Consider the following 25,852-nt stretch of genomic DNA (forward strand, 5'->3'; position numbering starts at 1 on the left):
ATAATGGAAAGAATAAATATTGCATATGCTGCAGATGAAAATTATGCTCGGCATTTAGGCGTAACGATAAACTCGTTATTATGTAATGTCTCTAAAGATAAATTAATTTCAATTTATGTTTTTTGTGCTGACATTACAAATGAATCAAAAGAAAAACTAAGAAAAGTTGTAGAAGGACGTGCTGAAATTCACTTTAAAGAGGTTGATTTAGATTGGTTTTCAGATTATCCATTGACTTTATCTAGGTTGTCTGCTGCCGCTCATTTTAGAGTAAAAATCCATGAGATTTTGCCTGAATTAGACAAGATTTTATATTTAGACGTTGATGTGATGGTTAATGGTGATATTTCTGAATTATGGGATACAGATATTAATGAATATGCATCGGCTGTCGTTTATGAAATAGAAACACAATATAATCACCCTGATAGATTAGAGAAAGCTGGTATTACTAATAAGGAAGAGTATTTTAATAGTGGTGTGATGCTTCTTAATCTAAACTACCTTAGAGAGATGAATTTATCAGAGAAGGTATCTAAATATTTAAATCAATATAAAGAATCTATAGACTATGCTGATCAAGATATATTAAATTATGCTTTGGCTGGCAAGGTTAAACCGGTACATCCTAAATATAATTGTATGTCAGGATATAGAAGTATATTGAAGAAAAAAAATAAATGGATGTTAGATGGAAAAGATATTTCAGTTGATGAGGTCAAACAACTGAAGAATTCAGCTGTCATATATCATTATACTGGAAATAAAAAACCATGGATGCTTGAATGTTTTCACTATGGTTTTTATTTGTATATGAAGTATCAGAAAACAACTCCATGGGTAAATGAAACATATATCGATATTGATAAAATGGAAGCATCTAAAAAGCTATCATGTTATATGAAGAGGTTTACAAAGAAAATTCTTTACAGTATTTAAACTAATATAGATTAGCTTTTTAGGTGTTTATTATATCTACATTTATGAGTTTCTATTAGTATCTAATTTATTTAAATGTTCTATAGCCATTTTTTTCGATGAAAAATTATTCAACGCATGATCTCTTATTTTTTGTGGATCAAGATGGCTTACTTTTTTTATAGCTTCGATCATTTCATTTTCGGTATCACATAAATATCCACTCACACCATTTATAATTAATTCATTCATTGCCCCCTTATTAAAGGCTATTACAGGTGTTCCTGATAGCATAGCTTCGACAACTGTTAAACCAAAGGGTTCTTCCCATCTTATTGGAACGATAAGAGCTTTTGCTTTAGAAAGGATATCTTTTTTCATTTCACCATTAATAAATCCAACTGGAGTAATTAATGGATGCCATTTAAACCACGTCTCAGGAGAACCTAGGCGATGGCCGCCTGCTATTATTAACTTATGCTTTGATTTTTTTGCAATACGAATAGCACTATCAACTCCTTTCTTGCTTCTATTAACTTTAGCTAAAAATAATATATATTCTTCTTTATTATTACTAAACTTGACTTCACTTTCTGGAACGCCATTATGAACGAATATATTATTACCTACGCTATTTGCTTGAGATTTAGAAATGTATATCGGATTAATAGGGGATTCTTCACATAATGATGGCTTATGGTGTATTATAGAAATCAGGTTATATTTATTTGCTAGTTTTGAAACTATAGAGCAGGAGAGTCCTCCATGGTATTCAATATCAGTTATGTCTTTAGGTATTTTATCTAGAATACTATCTATGGATGAAGAATTAAGATCGCATTTAATATGGGTGTAATGTTTAGTATTTGTACCGTTAGGTGATAATATATAAATTTTATTTCCTAGGTTGTATTGCTCAATAGCAAGCCACTCTACAAGACGGTTCAATCCTCCACTATTATTAGAAGGAGGTGATGTTTTATTATGAATGTGTAGTATATGCTTCATTTATTAATAGACCATATTTATATATTAAGTTTTATAAAAAATTGAATTTAGCTTTCATCTCTACTCAAACTCATGCTCTCTTTTATATAAGTTAATCCCTTTATCCTGCTGAGTTTTTAATAATCTTAAGATCCACATATATTGCTCTGGTCGTACATTGACATAATCTTCAATGCATTGGTTCATCATACGTGCATCTCCTTCTTCACTTCCGGTAGGAAATGGGAGTTCTGGCTTAAACTCAAATTCAAAACAACCTGTTTTGGGGTTAAAACCAGCGAATAAAGGAACGATTTTCGCCTTACTGAGTTTAGATATACGCCCAAGACCAGACATTGTTGCTTTAGTTGTTGCAAAGAAATCAACAAAAACGCTGTGATCTGGGCCAAGATCTTCATCAGGTAGATAATAACCTAAGTAACCATCGCGAACTGACTTTATAAATGGTTTGATCCCGCCACTACGCTCATAAACACGACCACCAAATCGATAACGTTGACGGTTCATTAGCCAGTCCATCAATTCATCTTTTTGCTCTTTTGCCATTGCAGAAATAAATAAACCACGAGAAGCAAGAATTACCCCAGGCGCATCAATTGCCCAAGTATGGGGGACAAGCATAATGACATTTTCACCTGCTTCAGTGAGTTGAGTTAAATTGTCTAAATTTTTGAATTCAGTGTGTTTCTCAAGATATGATTTTGAACGAATAGATAGTGCAGACATCATCATCAGATAACAGGCCGCGACCACATATGAGTCATGAAGAATTTTTTCGCGTTCATCTTGAGACTTTTCTGGAAAGCATAGACGCAAGTTAATACGCGCTCGCATGTTATTCTTTTTATTTAGTGAAGACATTGCGATTTTGGCAAACTGCTTACCAAGCCAATAACGAATGAAATTTGGCAAGAAAGATAAGATTACAAAGAGGAAGATAAGGATCCAACCAGCCCAATGTTTAGGTGCAAGAAATTGCCACTTAAATTGAGGGTTATGCATATCTTTATGGTAGTGTTTGTTGCCCGGTTTCATTGGAATTCCTAACTAAATCTAACTTGAATGAATCTTAACTGTGCTTGAGCCAAATAACAATATTTAAGTGCTTATTTTAAAACATTTATCCCTTGATTTAGGCAATCTACCCTTAGCTATAAATGCATTAATTGCTAGTTATAATACCGAGTTTGTCATTTTCAGTTGATTTAATATTTTGAATCGAGTTATGCGGTTTATTTATAGATGCATCATCAGTGATGATTCGCAATTGAGATTCGAAGTCCTCACTATTTAGAGTGATTTTTTCTGGGCCTAAATAATTCTTATCCTTTTTGATAACTAGTGTGTGACCATTCCCCTTTATATGTATATCAGATTCCTTATAAAGTCCACAATCTAAATATACAATATTATTTGAACCTGAAATGGTTAAATTTAGTTTCCCTTTTACACTATTTCTAATAATTATTTTGTTGTTTTTTGAACCTTTATGAATATGGCATTTTAGGCTAGATAGTGGCTTTAATTTGTAAACTCTCATATCATTATTATTGAAGCCAGTTAAAGATAATTGAGAAGCCTTTCTTAAGCTATCTGCAGACTTTAGCAAATATTGAAATGTATCCATTTTTTTTAAGTCAGAATTTAAAGTGAAATTTTTAACATATTTATTTATATTAACATCATTTATGATTTTATCTTCATTCTGATATTGAACATCTAAGCGACTTAATATGGAATTTAGTTTTTTGTTCGTTACATATTTTGCGTAAAAAGGAATGTGCATATTTCTAAATAACTGGAAACCATCTTTATGTGCGCCAAATCCATCGATTAGATAAGGTATAAATGTTCCACATTTTTGTTTTTGCAAAACTATATTAGCTAAGCTGCGATCGACAATAGAAATATTAAATTTTAATAGGTAATTAAAAAGGTTGGTAATGAGTGTCTTAGCAGACTCTATATTAATTAGGTTTTGAGTGAGGTAGTAATGAAGGCTTTTTGAAGTAGACTTATCATAATCAATGATTCTCTCAAAAACATAGCCTGTTCCTAAGTTAGTGTTTACTGTTCCGAAGTACCTTGGGATATGATTAATCTCACCATGGCGACTTTGTACGTAAGCTAAATACTTAGACTCTATGATATTTGAGTCTCTACTTCTACAATCACCAAACTTTGCATGCCCGTTGAAGATCTTAATAACTTTTTCTTCTTCCATCGGGTAGCAGTAGCAACTTCTGGTTTGCCCTTTCGCTATAAAATTTGATTCATCTAAACTTATAATTTTTTTTAAATGCATATCCATGACTTTAAGTCTGATTAATTTTTATGTGATTATAATTAGGAGCAAACATTTCCTATGTCTGGCATGTAAGCGTGTCACTTTACAATAGATGCAGTTATAACTTATTTAGATAACCGCATCTATTATAAATTTATACAAACTTATTTTTTATTAATCTCTTCTAAATAAAGCGCGACACCGGTTGCCACATCTTTAAACTCAATTTCACAACCAGCTGCTCGTAGCTTAGTTAGATCTGCTTGAGTGAACTCTTGGTAAGCGCCTTTTAGATGCTCAGGGAAAGGAATGCTTTCAACTTCGCCTTTTTTGTGATGATTAATCACAGCAGCAGCTACGCGGTGGAAGGATTCAGCGCGGCCAGTGCCACAGTTGAAAATCCCCGATACACCAGACTCTAAGCACCACAAGTTAACCGCGCATACATCGCCAACATAGACAAAATCACGCTTAAAGCCTTCGCTGCCGGTGAAGAGTTTTGGGTTTTCGCCGGCAAGAATTTGATTATTCAAATGAAAAGCAACAGATGCCATTGATTTTTTATGCTCTTCACGAGGGCCATACACATTGAAGTAACGCAAGCCGACGATTTGTGAAAGAGTCTCACCGTGATCAGCAGCATCTTGTGTTAAGCGACGCACATAGTTATCAAATTGTTGTTTAGAATAACCATAAACATTGAGCGCGCCTTCATATTCTTGTTCTTCGATAAAGTCTTTAGTCTCGCCATATACAGCAGCAGAAGAGGCATAAAGGAACGGAATTTGGCGGTCGACACAATAATGGAGTAGCTCTTTTGAATACTCATAGTTGTTAAGCATCATAAACTTACCATCCCACTCCGTCGTGGATGAACACGCACCTTGGTGGAAAACAGCATCAATCGGACCAAAGTCATCACCCGCCATAATCTGGGTTAGAAAATCGTCTTTGTCCATGTAATCAGTAATATCTAGATCAACCAGATTCTTGAATTTGTGGCCATCTTTTAAGTCATCAACGACTAAAATATCATTGTGACCTGCATTGTTTAACGCTTTGACTAAGTTGCTGCCAATCATGCCAGCGCCACCAGTTACGATTATCATGTGGATGTCCTTTATATTTTTGAGTATGACTTGGCAAGTATACCAAAGGGATTGAATGAGGGCGAACATACTATGCACTCCAAACATGTCTGCGCTTCATGAATCTATGGATATAAGATGTCTTATTTTATTATTTGAGGTCGTTATTAAAAGCGTGGTAATGTTTGCCGATAAATTGAGATTATTAAAATATAAACAAGGTATCCCTAATGACATCCCCATATCAGCATATTAATCAAGATTCGGATATTGTCTGGCACAAAGCAAGCGTCTCGCAAGCCCAGCGTAGTGAATTAAAGCAGCAAAAACCTGTTGTACTCTGGTTTACTGGCTTAAGTGGTAGTGGTAAATCAACCGTTGCAAATGCAGTTGAGCTAAAACTTTTACAACGTGGCAAGCATACTTACTTGCTTGATGGTGACAATGTTCGCCATGGCTTAAACAAAGACTTAGGTTTTAGTGATGAAGCGCGTGTTGAGAATATTCGTCGTATTGGTGAAGTCGCAAAACTGTTTGTCGACTCAGGGCAAATTGTGCTGACAGCTTTTATCTCACCATTTATCGAAGAGCGTGAACAAGTGCGCAACTTATTGCCCGAAGGACAGTTTTTAGAAGTCTTTATTGATACGCCACTTGAAGTATGCGAGTCGCGTGATCCGAAAGGTTTATATAAAAAAGCTCGCGCCGGTGAGATTAAAAACTTCACAGGAATAGACTCAGACTACCAAGCACCGAAAAATCCTGAAATTCACGTCAAAACAGCAGAACATGAGCTTGAAGCATGTGCGGAGCAAGTGGTGGATTATTTAGAGAAAAATGGGTATTTGGGGTAAGTAAAAAGACTGAATGTAGAGCAAAAAACTCCCCTTGTTTATGAATTTATGAAGCTTGATAGTAAGCCTCAATAAGACAAGGGGAAGTAATTATGAAGTGATTTGGTTATTTAAGCTGAAGCGTCTTATCTTCTTTTAATCGAATCGCACCACTTGCGGTTAAGAAGATAACCACCATGACAGGGTAGAAGATAGCCCCTGAGTTATGACCCAAGAATACCTGCGTCATACCATACCCCATAGTCGCAACTATATTTACAATCCCGCATTGATTAAGTACCCGTTGCGCTTCATTTTCGGGCTTGTGCTTGATGTGAATATAAAGCGGCACTAAGAAAATTCCCATCAAGGTTATCAAGCCGACCACGCCAAAAATTGAAAGCGCTTCTAGATATTCATTATGTGCATGAACTTTTATCCAATATTTGTTTTGAGGAGGCATTTCTCCGCGTGCTATTTGAGCCTTACGAGACTCTACTCGCCCGTCATAACCTGCGCCAAAGATAGGGTTCTCTGAAATGGTCGTGAGCGCACTTTTCCAAAGAATAATTCGTTTACCTACCGAAGAGTTATTACCACCACCCATTGATAGTTTGATTAAGTCTGCATGCGCTTCTTGAATACGCTCTTGTACCATGTTGGATTGACTTAATCCTACAACCCCAGAAACAAGCACAATGACTAACCCTGCTTTGGCAACTTTAGACGTTAACATATCTCGGTTTGCATATAAAAAACCAAGTAAAATTGCAGGGACCATAAGCCAAGCGCCGCGCGATCCTGAAAGCACACTCGCCATTAAACCAAAGCCTGCAGCGATTAGGATTAAAACAGGAGGAACCATTTGCTTTGGTCTTAAAAGCATTTGTTTTTGCCTGAACATATAAGGGACAAAAAATAAAGTTATAAGTCCGAGAGTTGTTGCTATATCCCCATCTTGGATTGCCATAAAGCCTTTGAACCATTTTATGTCATCAACTCCCCAAAATGCCCGTGGTAAATGGAAGTGATAAATTTGAACTAAAGCAACAATTCCTCCAATTACCGAGCCTATTGCAAAACCAGTAATTAAATAATTGATTTTAGGTGGGTACTTTAAAAGCATTAAGCAGATTAGAAGCGCGAAAATAAAGCGACTAGGCTGGTCAATATCAGACATTGAACCGCCTTTAATTAATACTGATAAAGGGAAAACTAAAAAGTAAGCCCAAAAGCAAATGCTTAACCATTTAAACTCTTGTGGCAGCATGCTTTTTTTGATCGGAAAAGCGAGGAATAAAGCAGGAAGTATCATGAGTATCCCTGCAATGTTGTGACCTTTTCCGTAACTTAATATAAGCAGGGGCACAAGCATCGCCGCAAGGCTTGTGATCAAGCTTCTTTTGGGGTGTGCTGCAATAAAATTAGATTGTATTTGCGAAAAATTAAATTCAGTTGACATGTAAAGGCCTGAAGATTAGTAGTCTATGGAGTTGTGGTAGATTTTAGCGGACTCAAGTAAAAAAGCTACCGTTGTATGAGTTTTATACAAAAAGCAAGCAAGGTTGATTCAGTGTCTAGCTATGTTTTTTTTGTGATATTTCTTCAAATTTATGTTAAAGTTTGAAGCAAAATTTAATATTAGGCTTTATGGAAAAATGCTTGAATAAGTAAGAATACTAAGCCTATAAATCTAGAATATACGTCTTGAGGGTGCGGTTAACCTTAGGGCGGTAGCGTGTCTAAATTAAAGTACACGTAACTAATTAATGTTAAACATCTTAATTTATAGAGTAGTGGTAAATAAATGAAAATCACACCAGAAAGAATGACTCACCTAAAGCAGTTGGAAGCTGAATCTATTCATATTATGCGCGAGGTAGCGGCGGAGTTTGATAACCCGGTCATGCTCTACTCTGTAGGTAAGGATTCTTCGGTTATGCTGCATTTGGCTAAAAAAGCCTTTGCGCCAGGCATTCCACCGTTTCCATTAATGCATGTGGACACCACATGGAAATTCAAAGAAATGATTGAATTTCGTGATTACATGGCGAACAAGCTTGGAATGAAGCTGATTGTGCATCAAAACCCTGAAGGGCTTGAAATGGGAATCAGCCCATTCGTCCACGGCAGCTCTAAGCACACCGATATCATGAAAACTCAGGGTCTTAAACAAGCGCTTGATAAATACGGCTTTGATGCAGCATTTGGTGGTGCGCGTCGTGACGAAGAGAAATCACGTGCCAAAGAGCGTGTCTATTCTTTCCGTGATGAGCAGCACAGATGGGACCCGAAAAACCAACGTCCAGAGCTTTGGGATACTTATAACGGTAAGGTAAACAAAGGCGAGAGTATTCGCGTCTTCCCGCTTTCAAACTGGACAGAGCTTGATATCTGGCAATATATCTACCTTGAAAGCATTGAAATTCCTGAGCTTTACTTCTCAAAAATGCGTCCAGTGGTTGAGCGTGATGGCATGCTTATTATGCGTGATGATGAGCGCATGGAACTGAAAGAAGGGGAAGTGATTCAAGAGAAAATGGTGCGCTTTCGTACCCTTGGTTGCTACCCATTAACTGGTGCGGTTGAATCTGAAGCGGCAACATTACCTGAAATCATCCAAGAAATGCTACTGACAACGACTTCTGAGCGTCAAGGCCGCGCGATTGACCATGATTCATCTGGCTCAATGGAGAAGAAAAAGCGCGAAGGTTACTTCTAAGTCGAAGTAGGCAAACATCATGCTTATCACTGCAGTCGTTATTGCACTGCTTTTAATTGCGCTCGTTAGTACGCGCCTATCACCGACGCTTATTTTTATTTGCGCTGTGGTGGCGCTCTTCATCTTTGGTGAGGTCACGCAGCAGGATATTATTGCGCAAATGAGCAATACTTCTGTGCTGACTTTAATTTTATTGATGGTTGCCTCATTGGCATTAGAGCGCTCAGCTTTACTCGCTTGGGTGTCGAGTCGAATTTTCCAAGCGAGTTATTGGCAAACTGTGTTGCGCCTTGGGCTTTCAACAGCGCTGAGCTCAGCATTTTTAAATAATACGGCTGTGGTTGCGACTTTGATGTCTTGCGTGCGCCGCAATCAAGATCACCCTGCATCGAAACTGCTTATTCCTTTGTCATATTTTGCCATTATTGGTGGCACCATGACTTTGATTGGGACCTCCACCAACTTGGTGATTAATGGTCTTTTAATTGCGCAAGGCAAGCCAGGGTTAAGCTTTTTCGAGTTTAGTTTGGTTGGACTTGGCGTGTTTGTGTGTTGTTTTCCAGTGGTTTTATGGATAGGTAGCACACTAGCCTCAAGGCAAGTTGAAGAAGATATTTCAGATAAGTATTTTCTTGACGCTGAAGTACAAGAGACAAGCAAACTTATCGGGCGCAGCGTGCAACAAAATGGTTTACGTGCCTTAGATGGGTTGTTCTTGGTTGAAATTGTCCGTGGGCAGCAGTTGATCTCACCTGTTAAGCCGCAAACCCAAATTGAAGCCAAAGATAAGCTTATCTTTGCTGGCGATGTGTCACAGGTGCAGCAAATTCAAAACCTTGACGGGGTCGAAGTGTTTGCGGGGGCGATTGATTTACTTGAGAGCAACCTTGAAGAAGTTCTCGTTAGTCCTGAATCTGTCTTAATTGGTAAGACGCTAAAAAATTCAGGTTTTCGTGCCCGTTTTGATGCCGCAGTAGTTGCTATTCAACGTCAAGGTCAACGCCTGTCAGGTAAAATTGGCGATCAAGTGATTAAAGCTGGCGATAAACTTGTGTTAGCCGTCGGTGATGACTTCAAGCAAAGGCATAACTTGCAGCGCAACTTTTTTAGTTTATCTGCTAAGCAAGTTAATTCATCTTTAAAGCCTTGGCAAAATTACCTCGCTGTTGGCGGCTTTATGGCTGCGATTGCGACCTCTGTGATTTGGCATATTTCGCTGCTTGTCACCATGTTTGCTTATGTTTTAGCTATGGTCGTGACGAATGTTGTCGATACCAGTACTGTTCGACGTCGCTTTCCGTTCGAGTTATGGTTAATTTTAACTTGCGCTTTAGTTATCGCCACGAGTTTTGAGCAGTCAGGTTTAGCGCTTTGGATAAGTGAACATATTTTTAGTTTACTGGGTGATATGCCGGCAAGTGTTGGGTTAATTGCAATTTTCTTTTGCACTTTACTTTTAACTGAAATCATTACCAACACCGCAGCGGCGGCAATTATGATACCGATTGCAATGTCATTAGCGAGCGCCTATCAAGTGAGTTATTCACCTTTTGTGATGGCGGTGACCTTTGGTGCGAGCGCATGTTTTATTAGCCCATTTGGTTATCAGACTAACCTCATGGTGATGAATGCAGGCGGCTATCAAATTAAAGACTTTGTGCGCGTGGGCTGGAAGGTATCATTAATGTATTCAATTTCAGCATTAGTTTTGATTCAACTTCTTTTCCCTTTTTAATTCTTTGCGCGTGTAAATAATAGGAAGACTATGCATTACGATGTATTTAATGGCGATGCGGATGGCATTATTGCTTTATTGCAGCTTCGCCTGAATGAGCCAAAAGATTCGACGCTTATCACAGGTGTGAAACGTGATATTGCCTTGGTCAAGCAAGTGGGCTTGGATGCGACAAGTGTCGCTGTACTTGATGTGTCGATGGAGAAAAATAGCCAAGCACTCAATGAGTTATTAACGCGCCAAGTGCCAACCTTTTATTGCGATCATCATAAAACTGGTGATGTGCCTGAATCTGAATATTTAGATACTTTAATTAATCTAGATGCCGAAGTATGTACCAGTCTTTTGATTAATCAAAAGCTAAAAGGTCAATATCAAACTTGGGCAATTGCAGCAGCATTTGGGGATAACTTATTAAAACCAGCTTACGCTAAAGCGGAGCAACTTGGTCTGTCTGACACAGACACTGAGTTTCTAAAAGAGCTTGGGATTTTAATCAATTATAATGGTTATGGTGCAAGCCTTTCTGATCTGCATATTTCACCTGTTGAGCTTTATCAAGCTTTGTTGCAATACCCAGATCCATTTGCCTTACGCGCGGATACTTCTTCTGTGTATTATCAGCTCAAACAAGGGTACGCGGCAGACAGTGAAGAAATTGCAGCCTTATCACCAGTGCATAAAGATGACTCCGCATGTGTGTATAGCCTGCCTTGTCAAACCTGGGCAAGGCGCATGAGCGGTGTGTTTGGTAATGATTTAGCCAATCTTGATCCAAGCCGTGCACATGCAGTATTAACCTTGAATCAAGACAAGGATGCGCAAGGTCAAGACACTTACTTAGTGAGCGTGCGTGCACCACTTGATAACCGAACTGGCGCAGATGAAGTGTGTTCACAATTTGCAACCGGTGGTGGTCGCAAAGCCGCAGCAGGCATCAACCAATTACCAAAAGCAGATGTAGAAAAATTTATTCAAGTCTTATCTGACTTTTACGCTTAAATTGTAAAGGAAATAAAATGTCACATAGTTCAGAGCTTATCGCAACGGATATTGAAGCTTACCTAAAAGTTCATGAAAACAAAGATTTATTACGCTTTATTACTTGTGGTAGCGTCGATGATGGTAAATCAACTTTAATCGGTCGTTTGCTTTTTGATAGCAAGTTGATTTATGAAGATCAAATGGCTGCCATTGAAAAAGATTCGCAAAAATTCAATACCACGAACCAAGAGTTTGACTTAGCTTTACTTGTGGATGGTCTGCAATCTGAGCGTGAGCAAGGCATCACCATTGATGTAGCCTATCGTTATTTCTCAACGGATAAGCGTAAGTTTATTATTGCTGATACTCCAGGGCATGAACAATATACGCGTAATATGGCAACGGGTGCGTCAACATCAGATCTTGCGATTGTAATGGTTGATGCGCGTCACGGCATTCAAACCCAAACCCGTCGTCATAGCTATATCTGTAGCCTACTTGGGATTAAGCATGTCATCGTTGCCATCAACAAAATGGACTTGATGGATTATAGCCAAGAGGTTTATCAGCAAATTAAAGCGGATTACCGCGAAATGGCTAAACATCTTAATATTGATGACATCCGTTTTGTGCCTATCTCTGCATTGATGGGTGATAATGTGGTGACCCCAAGTGAGAAGATGGATTGGTATCCTGGCGCAACATTAATGAAGCTGCTTGAAACCGTGAAAATTGACCAAGATAAAGATCTTGAGCACATGCGTTTCCCTGTTCAGTATGTGAACCGTCCAAACTTAGATTTCCGTGGTTTCTGTGGCACACTTGCTTCTGGTGTTGTGAGCGTGGGTGATGAAGTGATGGCGTTGCCATCTGGTAAAGTCAGCACAGTCAAATCTATCTACACTTATGATGGTGAGTTAGAAGTCGCTTACCCAGGCATGGCGATTACATTAACATTGAATGATGAGATTGATATCTCCCGTGGTGATGTGATCACCCATACTGGTCAAAAAGTAGATGTGACCAACCACTGTGAGGCTCATGTCGTTTGGATGGGTGAAACCCCACTACGTACCAACAAAGAATATAACTTCAAGTTTGGCACTAAAAACTGCTTTGGTAAGGTGACAGAACTGCACCACAAAGTAGATGTGAACACACTGGAGCAATTAAATGAAAGCTCTGATGCTGTGATGCTCAATGAAATTGCTTCTGCATCGATTCAACTTTCTGAAAAAATTGTGCTGGATAAGTTTGAAGACTTACCAAAGACAGGTGCATTCATTGTGATTGACCGTCATTCTAACGTCACTGTTGGCGCAGGTATGGTTACCACAACTAAAGAGCATAAAGATGAAATGATCCGTGAATATACACAAGCGGATAAAGATCTAAATGCCTATATTCGTAAGCATTATCCTGAATGGGGCTGTGCGGCGGTTTAAAACTATTTATAGGCTAAGTTATAAGTCAATGGCTTAGCCTTTATTTTTATATCCATTGGTAAATTATGCAATCTTTAGGTTTTAGAAAAAATTTAAACCTCATTTGGACGAAAGCAAGCCTTAATTTAAGATCAGAAGCATCCGTTAATTATTTGAGCTATGCATGGTGGATTATTGAGCCACTGATGCATATGGCGACTTACTATATTGTTTTTGGTTATCTTTTAAATCGAGGTGGAGATAATTATACACTTTTTTTATTATCTGGCTTGGTTCCTTGGTTATGGTTCTCTAAATCTGTCAGTCATGCAATGAATAGTATAGTGGGCGGCAAGCAGTTGATGAATCAGCTTTATATTAATAAGCTATTTTTTCCTTTAACTGTACTTGTACAAGATGGTGTAAAGCAAATATTTGTATTTGCCATCTTCGGTGTTTTTTTATTTGTTAGTGGTTATAGGCCAACAGAGCTTTGGTATTGGCTTATCCCTATCATATGTTTGCAGTTTTTATTTACGCTCGGATGTGGGTTGATGTGTGCCTTAATAGTCCCATTCATCAGAGATATGACTTTTGTGATCCCAACGGGTCTTCAGTTTATGATGTTTTGTTCTGGTATTTTCTTTAATCCTAAAGATATCTCTTCAAATCATTATGATTTATTTTTCTTAAATCCTATGGCCGTCTTATTACAAGCATATCGAGATGTGATTATCAATCAAACATTGCCTGACTTTTCCCAATTGGAATACGTATTTATTTTATCTACTATTTTATCTATCGTTGCCGTTTTGTTATATAAGATTTTAGACAAAGTTCTCCCTAGAGTTGTATTGGAATGATGATGTCAGATAAAATTATTGAATTAAAAAATGTTGCGGTGACCTTCAAAGAGCAACGTAAACTCTTTAAAACACAAACTTACACAGCACTAAAAGATGTTAGCTTTGATGTATATAAAGGTGATGTTTTAGGAGTCATAGGACACAACGGCGCAGGTAAATCTACCTTATTACGAATTCTTGCTGGGATTATTAAGCCTGATTCTGGGCAAATTACACATCATACAAACAGCGTATCGCTGATGGCGCTCGCAGCAGGTTTTGATCCAAATTTATCTGGGCGTAAAAATGCCATTATCAGTGGGATGTTGATAGGGTATTCAAAAAAAGAAACCCTTTCTTTACTGGAAGATATTAAGGACTTTTCAGAATTAGGTGATTTTTTTGAAAAGCCAGTGAAAACCTATTCGTCAGGTATGCGTGCAAAGCTTGGATTTGCGGTTGCGATGTATACATCTCCTGATGTTTTACTTATTGATGAAGTATTGAGTGTTGGTGATGCAAGTTTTAGAGGAAAAGCAGAAGCTGCACTAGAAGATAAATTTGCTTCTGATACGACTGTAATTATTGTCTCCCATTCTGAAGGGCAAATATCTCGCTTAGCGGATCGAGTGATTTGGATTGATGCAGGGAAAGTGCGAGCAGAAGGGAAACCAAGTGAAGTATTTCCTGAATATAATTTAAATGTTCGTTTTTCTGGCTTAGGCTTAAAAATAGAATGTTTTGATAAATTAAGTTCTGATTATATCTTGATTTTTGAAACGATTAAGAAAGTAGGGGAGAGTGTATTATTTACTTGTATTTTATTAAATAAATCAGCTCAACATTTTGATAAGGTACTTTGCAACGCTAATCTGCTTACAATAGGTATACCGACTCCTGGTTATCATAAAAAACATCCTAATTATATCAATTCTGCCAATGCTAGATATACTCAAGGTGCTTTAGAGTTAGGTAAAGAAAATATTATTTCAATTACTCGTCATGGAAACGAAGAGAAACTATTTAAAATTAAATTAAACAACGCGTAGGATTTTTGAATGAAAATATTAGTAACAGGCGGGGCTGGTTTTATTGGTTCAGCAGTGGTACGCCATATTATCGAAAACACTCAAGATGAAGTGGTTAACTTAGATAAGCTAACTTATGCAGGAAACCTTGAGTCTTTAACTTTAGTTGCAGAAAACCCGCGCTATAGTTTTGAACAAGTTGATATTTGTGATCGCGCAGCGTTAGATAAAGTTTTGGCAACCCATAAGCCTGATGCCGTGATGCACCTTGCAGCGGAGTCACACGTTGATCGCTCAATCGATGGGCCTGCTGATTTTATCGAAACCAATATTGTTGGTACTTATACGCTTTTAGAAGCTACACGTCAGTATTGGAATACACTTTCTGATGAGGCGAAAGAAGCGTTTCGCTTCCACCATATCTCAACAGATGAAGTGTATGGTGATTTAGAAGGCACTGATGATTTGTTTACGGAAGAAACATCTTATGAGCCTTCTAGCCCTTATTCTGCTTCAAAGGCATCGAGCGATCATTTGGTTCGTGCTTGGCAGCGTACCTATGGCTTACCTACTATAGTGACTAACTGTTCAAATAACTATGGTCCTTTCCACTTTCCAGAAAAACTTATCCCACTCATGATCTTAAATGCCTTAGATGGCAAGAGTTTGCCAGTATATGGTGATGGTATGCAAATCCGTGATTGGTTATTTGTAGAAGATCATGCTCGTGCTCTTTATAAAGTCGTAACGGAAGGTTTGGTTGGTGAAACCTATAACATAGGTGGGCATAACGAAAAAGCGAACATTGACGTTGTGAAAACTATTTGTAGTTTGCTTGAAGAGCTTGTGCCGAATAAACCACAAGGTGTGGCTGCGTATTCAGATTTAATTACTTATGTTACCGACCGTCCTGGACATGATGTGCGTTATGCGATTGACGCTTCAAAAATTGAGCGAGAGCTAGGTTGGAAGCCAGAGGAAACATTTGAATCAGGCATTCGCAAAACAGTGGAATGGTATTTAAATAACAAGGAATGGTGGAGCCGAGTTTTAGATGGTTCTTACAGTTTGGAGCGCTTAGGGATGGAGAAATAAGATGAAAGGTATTGTTTTAGCCGGTGGCTCAGGTACGCGTTTATACCCACTCACTCGTGGTGTATCAAAGCAGCTTTTGCCTATTTATGATAAGCCAATGGTGTTTTACCCTATTTCAACCCTTATGCTTGCCGGAATCAAAGATATTTTGATTATCACAACCCCTGAAGATAATGCAGGTTTTAAGCGTTTGTTAGGGGATGGAAGTGATTTTGGCATTAACCTTGAGTATGCGATTCAAGCTAGCCCAGATGGTTTAGCCCAAGCGTTTATCATTGGTGAAGATTTTATTGGTGATGATGATGTTTGCCTTGTTTTAGGTGATAACATTTATTACGGGCAGCACTTTAGTGAAACATTAAAAAATGCAGTTGCGCGTGAGTCTGGGGCAACAGTATTTGGTTATCAAGTAAAAGATCCTGAGCGTTTTGGTGTGGTTGAATTTGATGAAAACAACAAGGCCATTTCAATTGAAGAAAAACCAGTTGAGCCGAAGTCTAATTACGCAGTGACTGGCTTATATTTCTATGACAATAAAGTTGTGGAATATGCAAAGCAAGTGCAGCCCTCAGAGCGTGGTGAACTTGAAATCACGTCTATCAACCAAATGTATCTTGAAGCTGCTGAGCTTAATGTTGAACTGCTTGGCCGTGGCTTCGCATGGCTTGATACTGGTACTCATGAAAGCCTGCATGAGGCATCTGCATTTGTTCAGACCATTGAAAATGTTCAAGGTTTAAAAGTTGCTTGTTTGGAAGAGATAGCATGGCGACAAGGTTGGTTGACGTCGGAAGAGTTGTTAGCTTTAGCTAAACCTATGATGAAAAATGAATATGGTCGTTATCTAAAAAGTTTAGCCGAAGAAGGTAAATAATCGATGAAAATTCTTATTACTGGTGCTTATGGCCAGGTTGGTAGTGACTTAACTTCAAAGCTAAAGCAACGTGATGATGTAGAAGTGCTGGCTGTTGATCGTGATGTGCTAGATATAACAAATCAAAGCCAAGTTGAAGAGACAGTTCAAGCTTTTAAACCGGATTTTATTATCAATGCTGCAGCACATACCGCAGTTGATAAAGCGGAAGAAGAAGTTGAGCTTTCTTATGCAATTAACCGAGATGGACCAAAATATTTAGCCCAAGAAGCTGAAAAATTGAATGCTAGTTTGCTTCACATATCAACGGATTATGTTTTTGCGGGCAATAAGGATGGTTTGTATTTAGAAACAGATCCTACAGAGCCTCAAGGGGTGTATGGAGCGAGTAAGCTTGCCGGTGAAGAAGCAGTTTTAGAAGCTTGCTCTAAAGTCATTATTCTACGAACGGCTTGGGTGTTTGGAGAGCATGGAAATAACTTTGTTAAAACCATGCTTCGTCTTGCGCAAAATCGAGATGAATTAGGTATTGTTGGTGATCAATTTGGCGGCCCAACATATGCAGGTGATATTGCAGATGCACTAATCCGAATCGTCGATGAATTACAAACAAATGCTTCATCACAATATGGTATCTATCATTTCTCTGGTTTACCTCATGTAAGTTGGGCAGGATTTGCACAAAATATTTTTGATAAAGCCCTTGAGCAAGGTATTTTAGATAAATCTCCAAAAGTGAATGCAATTGCTACTTCAGAATACCCAACGCCAGCAAAACGACCGGAAAACTCAAAATTAGATACAAGTAAAATTTTTAAAGATTATCATGTTCAAGCCAGTGACTGGCAGGCTGCTTTAAATCAATTAAAAGATTATCAATAAGGTTAAAGATGAAAGTTATCGATACAAAAATTCCTGATGTAAAAATTATTGAGCCACAAGTTTTTGGTGATGAGCGTGGCTTTTTCATGGAAACATGGAGTCAAAAAACATTTGAAGAACTTGTTACAGGTAAACCAACCCAATTTTTGCAAGATAACCATTCAAAGTCGAAAAAAGGTATTTTACGCGGGCTGCATTATCAATATGAAAATACACAAGGTAAACTTGTTCGAGTCGTTTCTGGTGAAGTGTTTGATGTCGCTGTAGATATTCGTAAAGATTCGCCTACATTCGGGCAATGGGTTGGTGAATATTTATCGGCTGAGAATAAACGTCAGCTTTGGGTGCCAGAAGGCTTTGCTCACGGTTTTTATGTTACGAGTGATGAAGCTGAATTTGTATATAAGTGTACTGATTTTTACAATCCAAATGCTGAAGAATCAATATTATGGAGTGACTCTTCAATTGGTATTCAATGGCCTGATTTAGTGAATGAGTATTTGAGCTTATCTGCAAAGGATGAACAAGGTGTATCTTTAGATAACATTCGAGGTTTATAAATATGCCGTCCAGAGACGATAATAAATTAGAGTATGAAAGTTATCTGAAAGACAAAAAAATAAAAGCTTTAGAAAAAGCTATTCAAGATAAAGATAATCATATTCTAAATATAGAAAATATGTTAAATCATAGAAATGCTTATTACTTACAAGTAAATAGCTCTTATACTTGGAAGTTATCTGCTCCGTTACGTTTTATTGAAAACAATTTAAGAAAAGTTGTTAGATTATCATTGCTCGCAGGTAAGTCGGTAAAATTAACAGGTGGCGTTATTCCGGCTTCGAAAAAAGCATTCAGCTTGTTTAAGGAAAATGGGATTGCAGGTCTTAAACACGGATTGAGTAATGTAGAAGCTCATGGAGTGCCACACCAAGGACCGGTTAACTTACCAGTACCTGAATCTGATGGGCATGATAGAAATGATTATCCTTACTGGATTAAAAAGTATGATACTTTTTCTGAAGAAGACTTGTCTAAACAGACTTTGTTAAGTAAAGAGTGGGAAATTCAACCATTAATCTCTATTGTTGTTCCTGTTTATAATGCTAATCCTGATTGGTTGGAAGAAATGGTTGCTTCAGTTATGAATCAATCGTATCAAAATTGGGAGTTATGCATTGCAGATGACAAGTCAACAAAACAAGGTATTAAAGAGGTTCTAGATAGGGCAGTAGAAATTGATAAACGAATTAAAGTTGTTTATCGAAAAGAAAATGGACATATCTCCAAAGCATCAAATAGCGCTCTTGAACTAGCATCTGGTGACTGGATGGCTCTTTTAGACCATGATGATTTATTACCTCCTTATGCGCTTTATTTCATGGTTGAGGCTATTAATAATAATCCTGAAGGTAAGTTATTTTATTCAGATGAAGATAAAATTGATGAAAATAATAATAGGTTTTCACCATACTTTAAAACGGACTGGAATAGGGAGTTATTTTATTCTCACAATATGATTTGTCATTTAGGTTTATATGACATGTCTATTATTAAAAAAATTAATGGTTTTACAATTGGCATGGAAGGCGCACAAGATTATGATCTTGTTTTGCGTTTCATTGAACAAATCAATGATGAACAGATCATCCACATTCCAAGAGTTTTATATCATTGGCGAGCACATCCTGAAAGCACGGCTAGCTCAACTGATGATGCTAAACCATATGCAATGGTTGCTGGTGAAAGGGCTTTAAATGCTCACTTTGAACGAATCGGTTTAAATGCAACTTCTGAGTTGGTTGGCCATCATTATCGTACCCATTATCATTTGCCTGAAGAACAACCGTTAGTTTCCATTATCATTCCAACTAAAAATGCTAAAGATCTTGTGGAACAATGCATTCAAAGCATACGTCACAAAACAACGTATAACAACTATGAAATAATATTAGTTGATAATAACTCAGATGCTGAAGATGCTATTAGTTATTTTAAATATTTAGAAAAAGAGAATATTATCCGTTTAATTCGTGATAATGGTGAATTTAATTACTCACGAATTAATAATGAAGCAGTTAAGTACTCTAATGGTAAAATTATTTGTTTATTAAACAATGATATTGAAGTAATTTCTCCAGGTTGGTTGAGTGAAATGGTTGCATATGCAATTCAACCAGATGTTGGTGCAGTTGGCGCTAAATTATATTATCCAAATGATACGATTCAACATGCGGGTGTGATTATTGGTATTGGTGGTATCGGAGGGCATTCGCATAAGGGATATCCTCGTAACCATTCTGGTTTGATGGGCAGGCTGCAAATGGTAAGTGAATATACAGCAGTAACGGCTGCTTGCCTTGTAGTCAGTAAATATAAGTTTGAAAAAGCTGGTGGTTTAAATCAAGAAAATCTTACTGTAGCGTTTAATGATGTGGATTTTTGTTTAAAACTTCATCATGAATTAGGGCTGCGTAATGTATGGACACCATATTCAGAATTATATCATCATGAATCCGTATCCCGTGGATATGAAGATAATCTTGAAAAAATAGCTCGTTTTGAAAAAGAAAAACAATATATGTTTAATTATTGGCAAAATAATCTAAAATATGATTCAGCGTATAATGTTAATTTATCTATAATCAGTGAGGATTTATCATTATCTTGGCCTCCAAGGCTATTTTAAATAGCTGTGATAAATCAGATGGAGAGTTCAGTGAAAAAAGTATTTTTACATTTAGGTTTTCATAAGACTGGTAGCTCATCCTTTCAGGCTACTTGCAAAGAAAATGATATAAAATTAAGAAATCAAGGCATATACTACCCCAAATTCAAAGCTAAAGGTATTAAAGTCGATGAAATTATTAATCACTCAATACCGATGTATTCTATCTTTAGTGAAAATCCTAATTCATATCATGTAAATATAAGATGGGGAGTGAAAGATACTATAGATTTAAATAAATATTACTTATCTCAATTAGACGGTTTTTTAAAACTACCATATGATGTTCTTATTTCTGGGGAAGATATGAGTAGTTTAAATGAAAAAGAATTATTAAATTTAAAAAACTATTTTTTAGAGAAAGATTTAGAATTAATTCCTATCATATGTGTTCGAAGTCCATATCAATACCATTGTTCTGAAATACAAGAGAGAGCCAAACAAGGTTTTAGAGTTGGTTTTTTTAATTTTAATACTCAAAAGAATAAAATAGATAAAATAAAAAAAATTTTTGATGACAAGATAAAATTTGTTAGCTTTGATTTGTCATTAAGCCATGAATATGGTCCTGTTGGATCTATTTTTGATGTTATGGGAATAGATTGCAAGCAATTCACCATTCAAAGAGTAAATGAAGGTATAGATAACATATCTGTTAGGCGACAAAAGTGCTTAAATAAATTTAACCCTCAAATAGTTAATGGTAAAATAAATGAAAGGTTTATTAGTATACCTCATTCCAATGACGGTAATAAGTTTTTATTAACAGAGATTGAATATTTATTAATTAAAAAGGAAGTTGATTTAGAAAATGAGTACTTAAAAAATAATTTAGGAGCTGAATTTATGGATCAACGAATAGAGTTTTCTGAAAAAATAAATGATGAAAATCTTTTTGATTATGTAGATAATTACATTTTCAGTCTAAAATTAGATAATGATAAGAGCGCTGATATGTATAGAGACTTTTCTGTCTCTATCGAAAATAAAAACATATTAAGTGCATATAAAGCGATGTTAAATGCTAGTAAATACAGAAAAGGACCTTTTATATTAAATAAAATTAAAGAATATGAAGAGAAAATATTTAAATTATATAATATATGACAGTGTATTTTTTGTATAAAACATCTGAAATTTAACTTTTTATTAATTTTCAAGGGATAATAATGCTAGACTTGAAATTTTATCGCGAATTTTATAGTGATTTAAATCAGCTGACGGATAAAGAATTAAAAGAACATTGGAATAAATTTGGCAAACAAGAAAAAAGATTTCCTAATCAATTTGAAAAAGATAAACAAGAATTAAAAAATAAATTAGATTTGGAATTTTACCGTAACTATTATTCTGATTTATCTTCTTTAAGTGATGTTGACTTATTTGAGCACTGGATAAATTTTGGTGCTGCAGAGGGAAGACTATCTAGTTTACCTAAAGAAGCGTACCAGTCTTTTGATTATGATTTAGATCTGATTTTTTATCTTTCTTTTTATGAAGATTTAAAAAAAGCGGGAATAAGAACTGAGAAACAAGCAAAAATTCACTGGAATATATCTGGCAAGCAAGAAAAAAGATTTAGAACATTTAAAGAGTATCAAAAGTACCATGGATTAGAGGCTTACATTGATTTTTCTAATTTACCTATTGAAAAAATAAATAGATACAACGAAAGTTTCAATTTTTTGGACGTTATATCTATTTGTACAGGGGAAATAAAAAAGCCAATAAAAGTTACATCTAATAACCTAGAAAATGCCTTGTATTATTTTGAACTGGCAAAATATGCCTATGAAAAATATCAGGTTAATAAGTGCCAAGTTAATTTAAATGCAATGAGGAACTACTCTAGAATATCACTTTTATTCAATAAAAACTCACCTTCTTATAGTTGTGCATGTTATTTCTTTATGGAAACAAAAGATTTCAATACAGCGTTAAATATATATTTGAATAGTGTTGAAAATAGTAATAATATTAATTTCGATGACTTAAATAATATTTTAGTGTGTTTTGAAGAGTTAAATAGATTTGATGAAGGTCTTGAGTTTTTACATCAAAATAGATTTAAATTAGTTAATATATCAGCGTTAATTGATGTATATGAACGTTTTTTTAATAAACTTTATTTTTTCGTATCATCTAGTGTACACGCTAATGCATTTTTAGGAAATAGAGATAATATTCAAATTATAACAAAGGAATTTGCATCTAAGGTATATGATATATATTTTTCTTTTTATCAAAATAATTTCCAAGAATACAAAAACAAACTTAATTTGAATAAGATTCTAATTATTGGTGACTATCATGTTAAACAATGTGAGCGATACCGAATTAATCAGAAAGTTGAACAGTTGGAAGCACAAGGAAAAGAAGTTACAACAATTGATTGGACTGAACTAGATAAACATAAAAATGAAATACTTTTTCATGATTGTGTTATATTTTACCGAGTACCTTCAATGGTAAATATCATAAAAACGATAGCAAACGTAAACGCTTTAGGAAGAGTTTCTATTTATGAAATTGATGATTTGTTATTTGATATATCATATCCAGCGCCAATAGATTCATTTGGTGGCTTCGTTAATACTGAAACTTATATCGAATTAATGAAGTCAATGGGTAGTTTTTATGCGGTAGCTTCTTTATGTAAATATGGAATATCTTCAACCAAGCCTTTGTGTCAAGAGCTATCTAAGCTTGTGAGTGAAAGAAAAACAATTTTACATCGAAATGGACTTGATAGTTTAAATATTATAAAAAGCAAGAGACATTTTCAAAAAGATACAATAGATATTTTCTATGGTAGTGGAACGCAGGCACATAATAGTGACTTTATTGAACAGGTTTTACCTGCTATAGAGAATGTATTAGAAAATAACTCTCATGTTCGATTAGTTGTTTGTGGTTATTTGAATTTACCTAAGTATTTTATTACCCATTTTTCACAGCAATTAGTTGAAATACCAATGCTCACAAGTATGAAAGCATATTGGTCAGTACTAAAAGAAGTAGATATTAATATTGCTGTTTTAAATGATGATTTAATTAATGGCTGTAAAAGTGAACTTAAATGGTTTGAGGCTGCTTGTTTTAATATACCGTCCATTTTGAGTTCAACATCAAATTATAGAGATGTTATTGACGATGGTGTTGATGCAATTCTTGTATCTACTCCTGAGGATTGGCATAATGCATTTGAATTACTTATTCATGACCATGAACGAAGAAAAAGTATCGCAAATAAAGCTCATCAAAAAGTTTTGACTGAGTACTCAATAGACACGCTGGGTAAAGAGCTGGTATCAAATTTAGATAATATCGTTGAGCAACCAGTGAAGAAGAAAAAGAAAATAGCATTAGTTAATGTCTTTTTCCCGCCGGAGTCGATTGGTGGCGCAACAAGAGTTCTTTCTGATAATTTAGATGTTTTAATAGAGCAATATAGTGATGAATTTGAGATTGTTGCATTCACTTCTGATACTCACTGCACTACACCACACCAATTAAGTGCTTATAATTATAAAGGTATAAAAGTTTATAAAACTACGATTTTACATCGTGAAAATATGGATTGGCATCCTAGAGATCCCGAAATTTATGATCTATTTAATGAATTTTTAGAATTTGAAAAACCAGACTTAGTTCATTTTCATTGTGTACAGAGATTAACTGCATCAGTTGTTGAAGCTGCTCGTGATAGGTCTATTCCTTATATTGTAACTGTCCATGATGCTTGGTGGATCTCTGATTATCAATTCTTAGTTGATGATAATGGTAAGGTTTACGCTGATGGACATAAAGATATGTTTGAAGATAGACCTCTTCCAAAAAATGTAACAAAAAGTGATTCAATTGATAGATTAATATACTTAAAAGAGTTACTAATAGATGCGGATGAAGTTTTAACTGTTTCGGAGGGTTTTGCAGATATTTATCGAAAGAATGGCATTGAAGGTATAAAAGTTAATAAAAATGGTTTAAGTACATCGATAAAATGGGAAGATAAGAATACTTTATATACTGATAATGTTGTATTAGGACATATTGGTGGCATGTCTTCACACAAGGGTTATTATTTACTTAAAGAAGCTATTACTGATTTACAACCTAAAAATATAGAGATGCTTTTAGTTGATCATTCTAAGCCAGAAGGATATGTTAATTTAACATTCTGGGGTGAAGTTCCTGTTAAAGTAATCGGAAGGGTCGCACAAGATAAAATCGTTGACTTATATAAGCAAATTGATGTGTTATTTGCTCCTTCTATGTGGCCAGAAAGCTATGGCCTTGTAACAAGAGAAGCAGCTGCTTGTGGCTGTTGGGTTGTTGCTAGTAATTTAGGTGGGATCGGTGAAGATGTGATAGAAGGTGAGACAGGCTTTGTTATCTCACCAGATAAAGAAAATATTCTTAGAGTCATAAAAAATATTAGTTTAAGCGATACGTTATATAAGAATATAGTTAAAAATACTAAGCTGCGCTTAGCCAGTGAACAAGTTGATGAGTTAGTTAAGGTATATGTTAATGATTAATAATTTATTTTTAAGTGTTGGAGCTATGAAAGCAGGTACTACTTGGCTCTTTACTCAGCTAAAAGATCATCCAGATATTTATTTCACACCAGAAAAAGAAATTCATTATTTTGCTCAAAAAGTAGGTATTGATAATGAAATGAGCCATGAATCTAGAGTAGTAAAATTAAAATCGACTTTAAACAAATTTCACAATGGAAATATATTATATATTGCTGAAAATGCTGAAGAAATTGCTTGGTATAGTGAGTTTGGTAGGGTTTCTACTGCTGAAATAAATAATGAATGGTATAGTAATCTCTTTAGATTTAATCCAGATAAGAAATATTGTGCAGATTTCTCTAATTTATATTGTCAAATGGGCTCTGAAGGATGGCTAAATGTAAGGAAATCATCAAAAAATATAAAGGTTATTTACACTTTAAGAGATCCTTTGGATAGATTATGGTCACATTATAAATTTCATATGAAATGGATAAATGAAGAAGATAAAGTATTAGACTCTGGTTTTGAAAGATTTAAAGAGTTATTAAATAAACCTTTCTTTTGGAATAACGCTCTTTACGCAAAAAACTATAAACTTTTAACTAAATCTTTAAAAGACGATGAATTAATGATCCTTTACTTTGAAGATATTATAAAAGATCCAATAAAAAAACTTCAGGAGATACAAGAATTCTTGAATGTAGGCATAGATAATATTGAATTTAAAAATCTAAACAAAAAAGTAAATACAACAAAAAACTTTACAATGCCCGAAGAATGGCGAGATTATGCACTAAAAAAATTGTCCCATGAACTCAATGAGTGCAAAAAAATAGGTCTTTGGCATAAAAACTGGACTGAAAGTTAATATCCTA

General features: G+C 35.6%; 21 protein-coding genes. 16 read left to right on the forward strand and 5 right to left on the reverse strand.

The genetic code is table 11. The features are described from left to right. Nucleotides 1-3: 3 nt before the first annotated feature. Nucleotides 4-939: a glycosyltransferase family 8 protein gene (locus AC2VOY_RS07925; protein ID WP_491830782.1), complete on the forward strand. Its 936-nt coding sequence runs from the start codon at nt 4-6 to the stop codon at nt 937-939. Between the two features lie 42 nt (nt 940-981). Here AC2VOY_RS07925 and AC2VOY_RS07930 read toward each other — a convergent pair whose 3' ends face one another. The 4 genes from AC2VOY_RS07930 to rfaD all read right to left on the reverse strand — a co-directional run bounded on the left by AC2VOY_RS07930 (nt 982) and on the right by rfaD (nt 5,322). Next, nucleotides 982-1,926 carry a glycosyltransferase gene (locus tag AC2VOY_RS07930; protein ID WP_491830783.1) on the reverse strand — a complete coding sequence of 315 codons (945 nt, stop codon included), beginning with the start codon at nt 1,924-1,926 and terminating at the stop codon, nt 982-984. 60 nt (nt 1,927-1,986) lie between these two features. Beyond that, nucleotides 1,987-2,961 (reverse strand): lauroyl-Kdo(2)-lipid IV(A) myristoyltransferase, encoded by a 975-nt coding sequence (gene lpxM, locus AC2VOY_RS07935; RefSeq protein ID WP_491830784.1) that lies wholly within the window; start codon nt 2,959-2,961, stop codon nt 1,987-1,989. A 127-nt stretch (nt 2,962-3,088) separates the two neighbouring features. Then, the gene (locus tag AC2VOY_RS07940) at nt 3,089-4,231 is read right to left on the reverse strand and encodes a YrbL family protein (protein ID WP_491830785.1); all 1,143 of its coding nucleotides are present in this window, start codon (nt 4,229-4,231) and stop codon (nt 3,089-3,091) included. A 146-nt stretch (nt 4,232-4,377) separates the two neighbouring features. Next, complete coding sequence (gene rfaD, locus AC2VOY_RS07945; RefSeq protein WP_491830786.1) at nt 4,378-5,322, reverse strand: ADP-glyceromanno-heptose 6-epimerase; 945 nt, start codon at nt 5,320-5,322, stop codon at nt 4,378-4,380. Between the two features lie 209 nt (nt 5,323-5,531). On the opposite strand from rfaD, the gene cysC reads away from it, so the two are divergent. Further along, complete coding sequence (gene cysC / locus AC2VOY_RS07950) at nt 5,532-6,155, forward strand: adenylyl-sulfate kinase (RefSeq protein ID WP_491830787.1); 624 nt, start codon at nt 5,532-5,534, stop codon at nt 6,153-6,155. A gap of 106 nt (nt 6,156-6,261) precedes the next feature. On the opposite strand, the gene AC2VOY_RS07955 is transcribed toward cysC, so the two are convergent. Continuing rightward, nucleotides 6,262-7,596 (reverse strand): O-antigen ligase family protein, encoded by a 1,335-nt coding sequence (locus tag AC2VOY_RS07955; protein ID WP_491830788.1) that lies wholly within the window; start codon nt 7,594-7,596, stop codon nt 6,262-6,264. A gap of 345 nt (nt 7,597-7,941) precedes the next feature. Between AC2VOY_RS07955 and cysD the strand changes: the two genes are divergently transcribed. The 14 genes from cysD (at nt 7,942) to AC2VOY_RS08025 (ending at nt 25,845) form a co-directional block, all read left to right on the forward strand. Then, a complete protein-coding gene (cysD, locus tag AC2VOY_RS07960; RefSeq protein WP_491830790.1) occupies nt 7,942-8,856 on the forward strand; it encodes a sulfate adenylyltransferase subunit CysD in 915 nt (304 codons plus the stop codon). Nucleotides 8,857-8,875: 19 nt separating this feature from the next. Next, nucleotides 8,876-10,591, forward strand: coding sequence for an SLC13 family permease (locus tag AC2VOY_RS07965; protein ID WP_491830791.1), 1,716 nt, complete (start codon nt 8,876-8,878; stop codon nt 10,589-10,591). Nucleotides 10,592-10,621: 30 nt separating this feature from the next. Beyond that, nucleotides 10,622-11,593, forward strand: a complete 972-nt coding sequence (locus tag AC2VOY_RS07970; protein WP_491830792.1) for a DHH family phosphoesterase — start codon at nt 10,622-10,624, stop codon at nt 11,591-11,593. 17 nt (nt 11,594-11,610) lie between these two features. Beyond that, nucleotides 11,611-13,020: a sulfate adenylyltransferase subunit CysN gene (gene cysN / locus AC2VOY_RS07975; RefSeq protein WP_491830793.1), complete on the forward strand. Its 1,410-nt coding sequence runs from the start codon at nt 11,611-11,613 to the stop codon at nt 13,018-13,020. Nucleotides 13,021-13,085: 65 nt separating this feature from the next. Next, complete coding sequence (locus AC2VOY_RS07980; RefSeq protein ID WP_491830794.1) at nt 13,086-13,862, forward strand: ABC transporter permease; 777 nt, start codon at nt 13,086-13,088, stop codon at nt 13,860-13,862. Nucleotides 13,863-13,864: 2 nt separating this feature from the next. Then, nucleotides 13,865-14,893 carry an ABC transporter ATP-binding protein gene (locus AC2VOY_RS07985; protein WP_491830795.1) on the forward strand — a complete coding sequence of 343 codons (1,029 nt, stop codon included), beginning with the start codon at nt 13,865-13,867 and terminating at the stop codon, nt 14,891-14,893. Nucleotides 14,894-14,902: 9 nt separating this feature from the next. Next, entirely contained in the window at nt 14,903-15,967 is a 1,065-nt protein-coding gene (rfbB, locus tag AC2VOY_RS07990) for a dTDP-glucose 4,6-dehydratase (RefSeq protein ID WP_491830796.1), read from the forward strand. Between the two features lies 1 nt (nt 15,968). Further along, nucleotides 15,969-16,841, forward strand: coding sequence for a glucose-1-phosphate thymidylyltransferase RfbA (rfbA, locus tag AC2VOY_RS07995; protein WP_491830797.1), 873 nt, complete (start codon nt 15,969-15,971; stop codon nt 16,839-16,841). A gap of 3 nt (nt 16,842-16,844) precedes the next feature. Continuing rightward, the gene (gene rfbD / locus AC2VOY_RS08000) at nt 16,845-17,723 is read left to right on the forward strand and encodes a dTDP-4-dehydrorhamnose reductase (RefSeq protein WP_491830798.1); all 879 of its coding nucleotides are present in this window, start codon (nt 16,845-16,847) and stop codon (nt 17,721-17,723) included. Nucleotides 17,724-17,731: 8 nt separating this feature from the next. Next, nucleotides 17,732-18,283, forward strand: coding sequence for a dTDP-4-dehydrorhamnose 3,5-epimerase (rfbC, locus tag AC2VOY_RS08005; RefSeq protein WP_491830799.1), 552 nt, complete (start codon nt 17,732-17,734; stop codon nt 18,281-18,283). A 2-nt stretch (nt 18,284-18,285) separates the two neighbouring features. After that, on the forward strand, nt 18,286-20,412 hold the full coding sequence (locus AC2VOY_RS08010) for a glycosyltransferase family 2 protein (RefSeq protein ID WP_491830800.1): 2,127 nt from the start codon (nt 18,286-18,288) through the stop codon (nt 20,410-20,412). 30 nt (nt 20,413-20,442) lie between these two features. After that, complete coding sequence (locus AC2VOY_RS08015; protein ID WP_491830802.1) at nt 20,443-21,558, forward strand: hypothetical protein; 1,116 nt, start codon at nt 20,443-20,445, stop codon at nt 21,556-21,558. Nucleotides 21,559-21,620: 62 nt separating this feature from the next. Next, nucleotides 21,621-24,992, forward strand: coding sequence for a glycosyltransferase (locus tag AC2VOY_RS08020; RefSeq protein WP_491830803.1), 3,372 nt, complete (start codon nt 21,621-21,623; stop codon nt 24,990-24,992). Continuing rightward, a complete protein-coding gene (locus AC2VOY_RS08025; RefSeq protein ID WP_491830805.1) occupies nt 24,985-25,845 on the forward strand; it encodes a sulfotransferase domain-containing protein in 861 nt (286 codons plus the stop codon). The genes AC2VOY_RS08020 and AC2VOY_RS08025 overlap by 8 nt, the downstream gene beginning before the upstream one ends. The last annotated feature ends 7 nt before the right edge of the window (nt 25,846-25,852 follow it).

This window comes from Vibrio sp. KMM 9700, assembly GCF_058545285.1.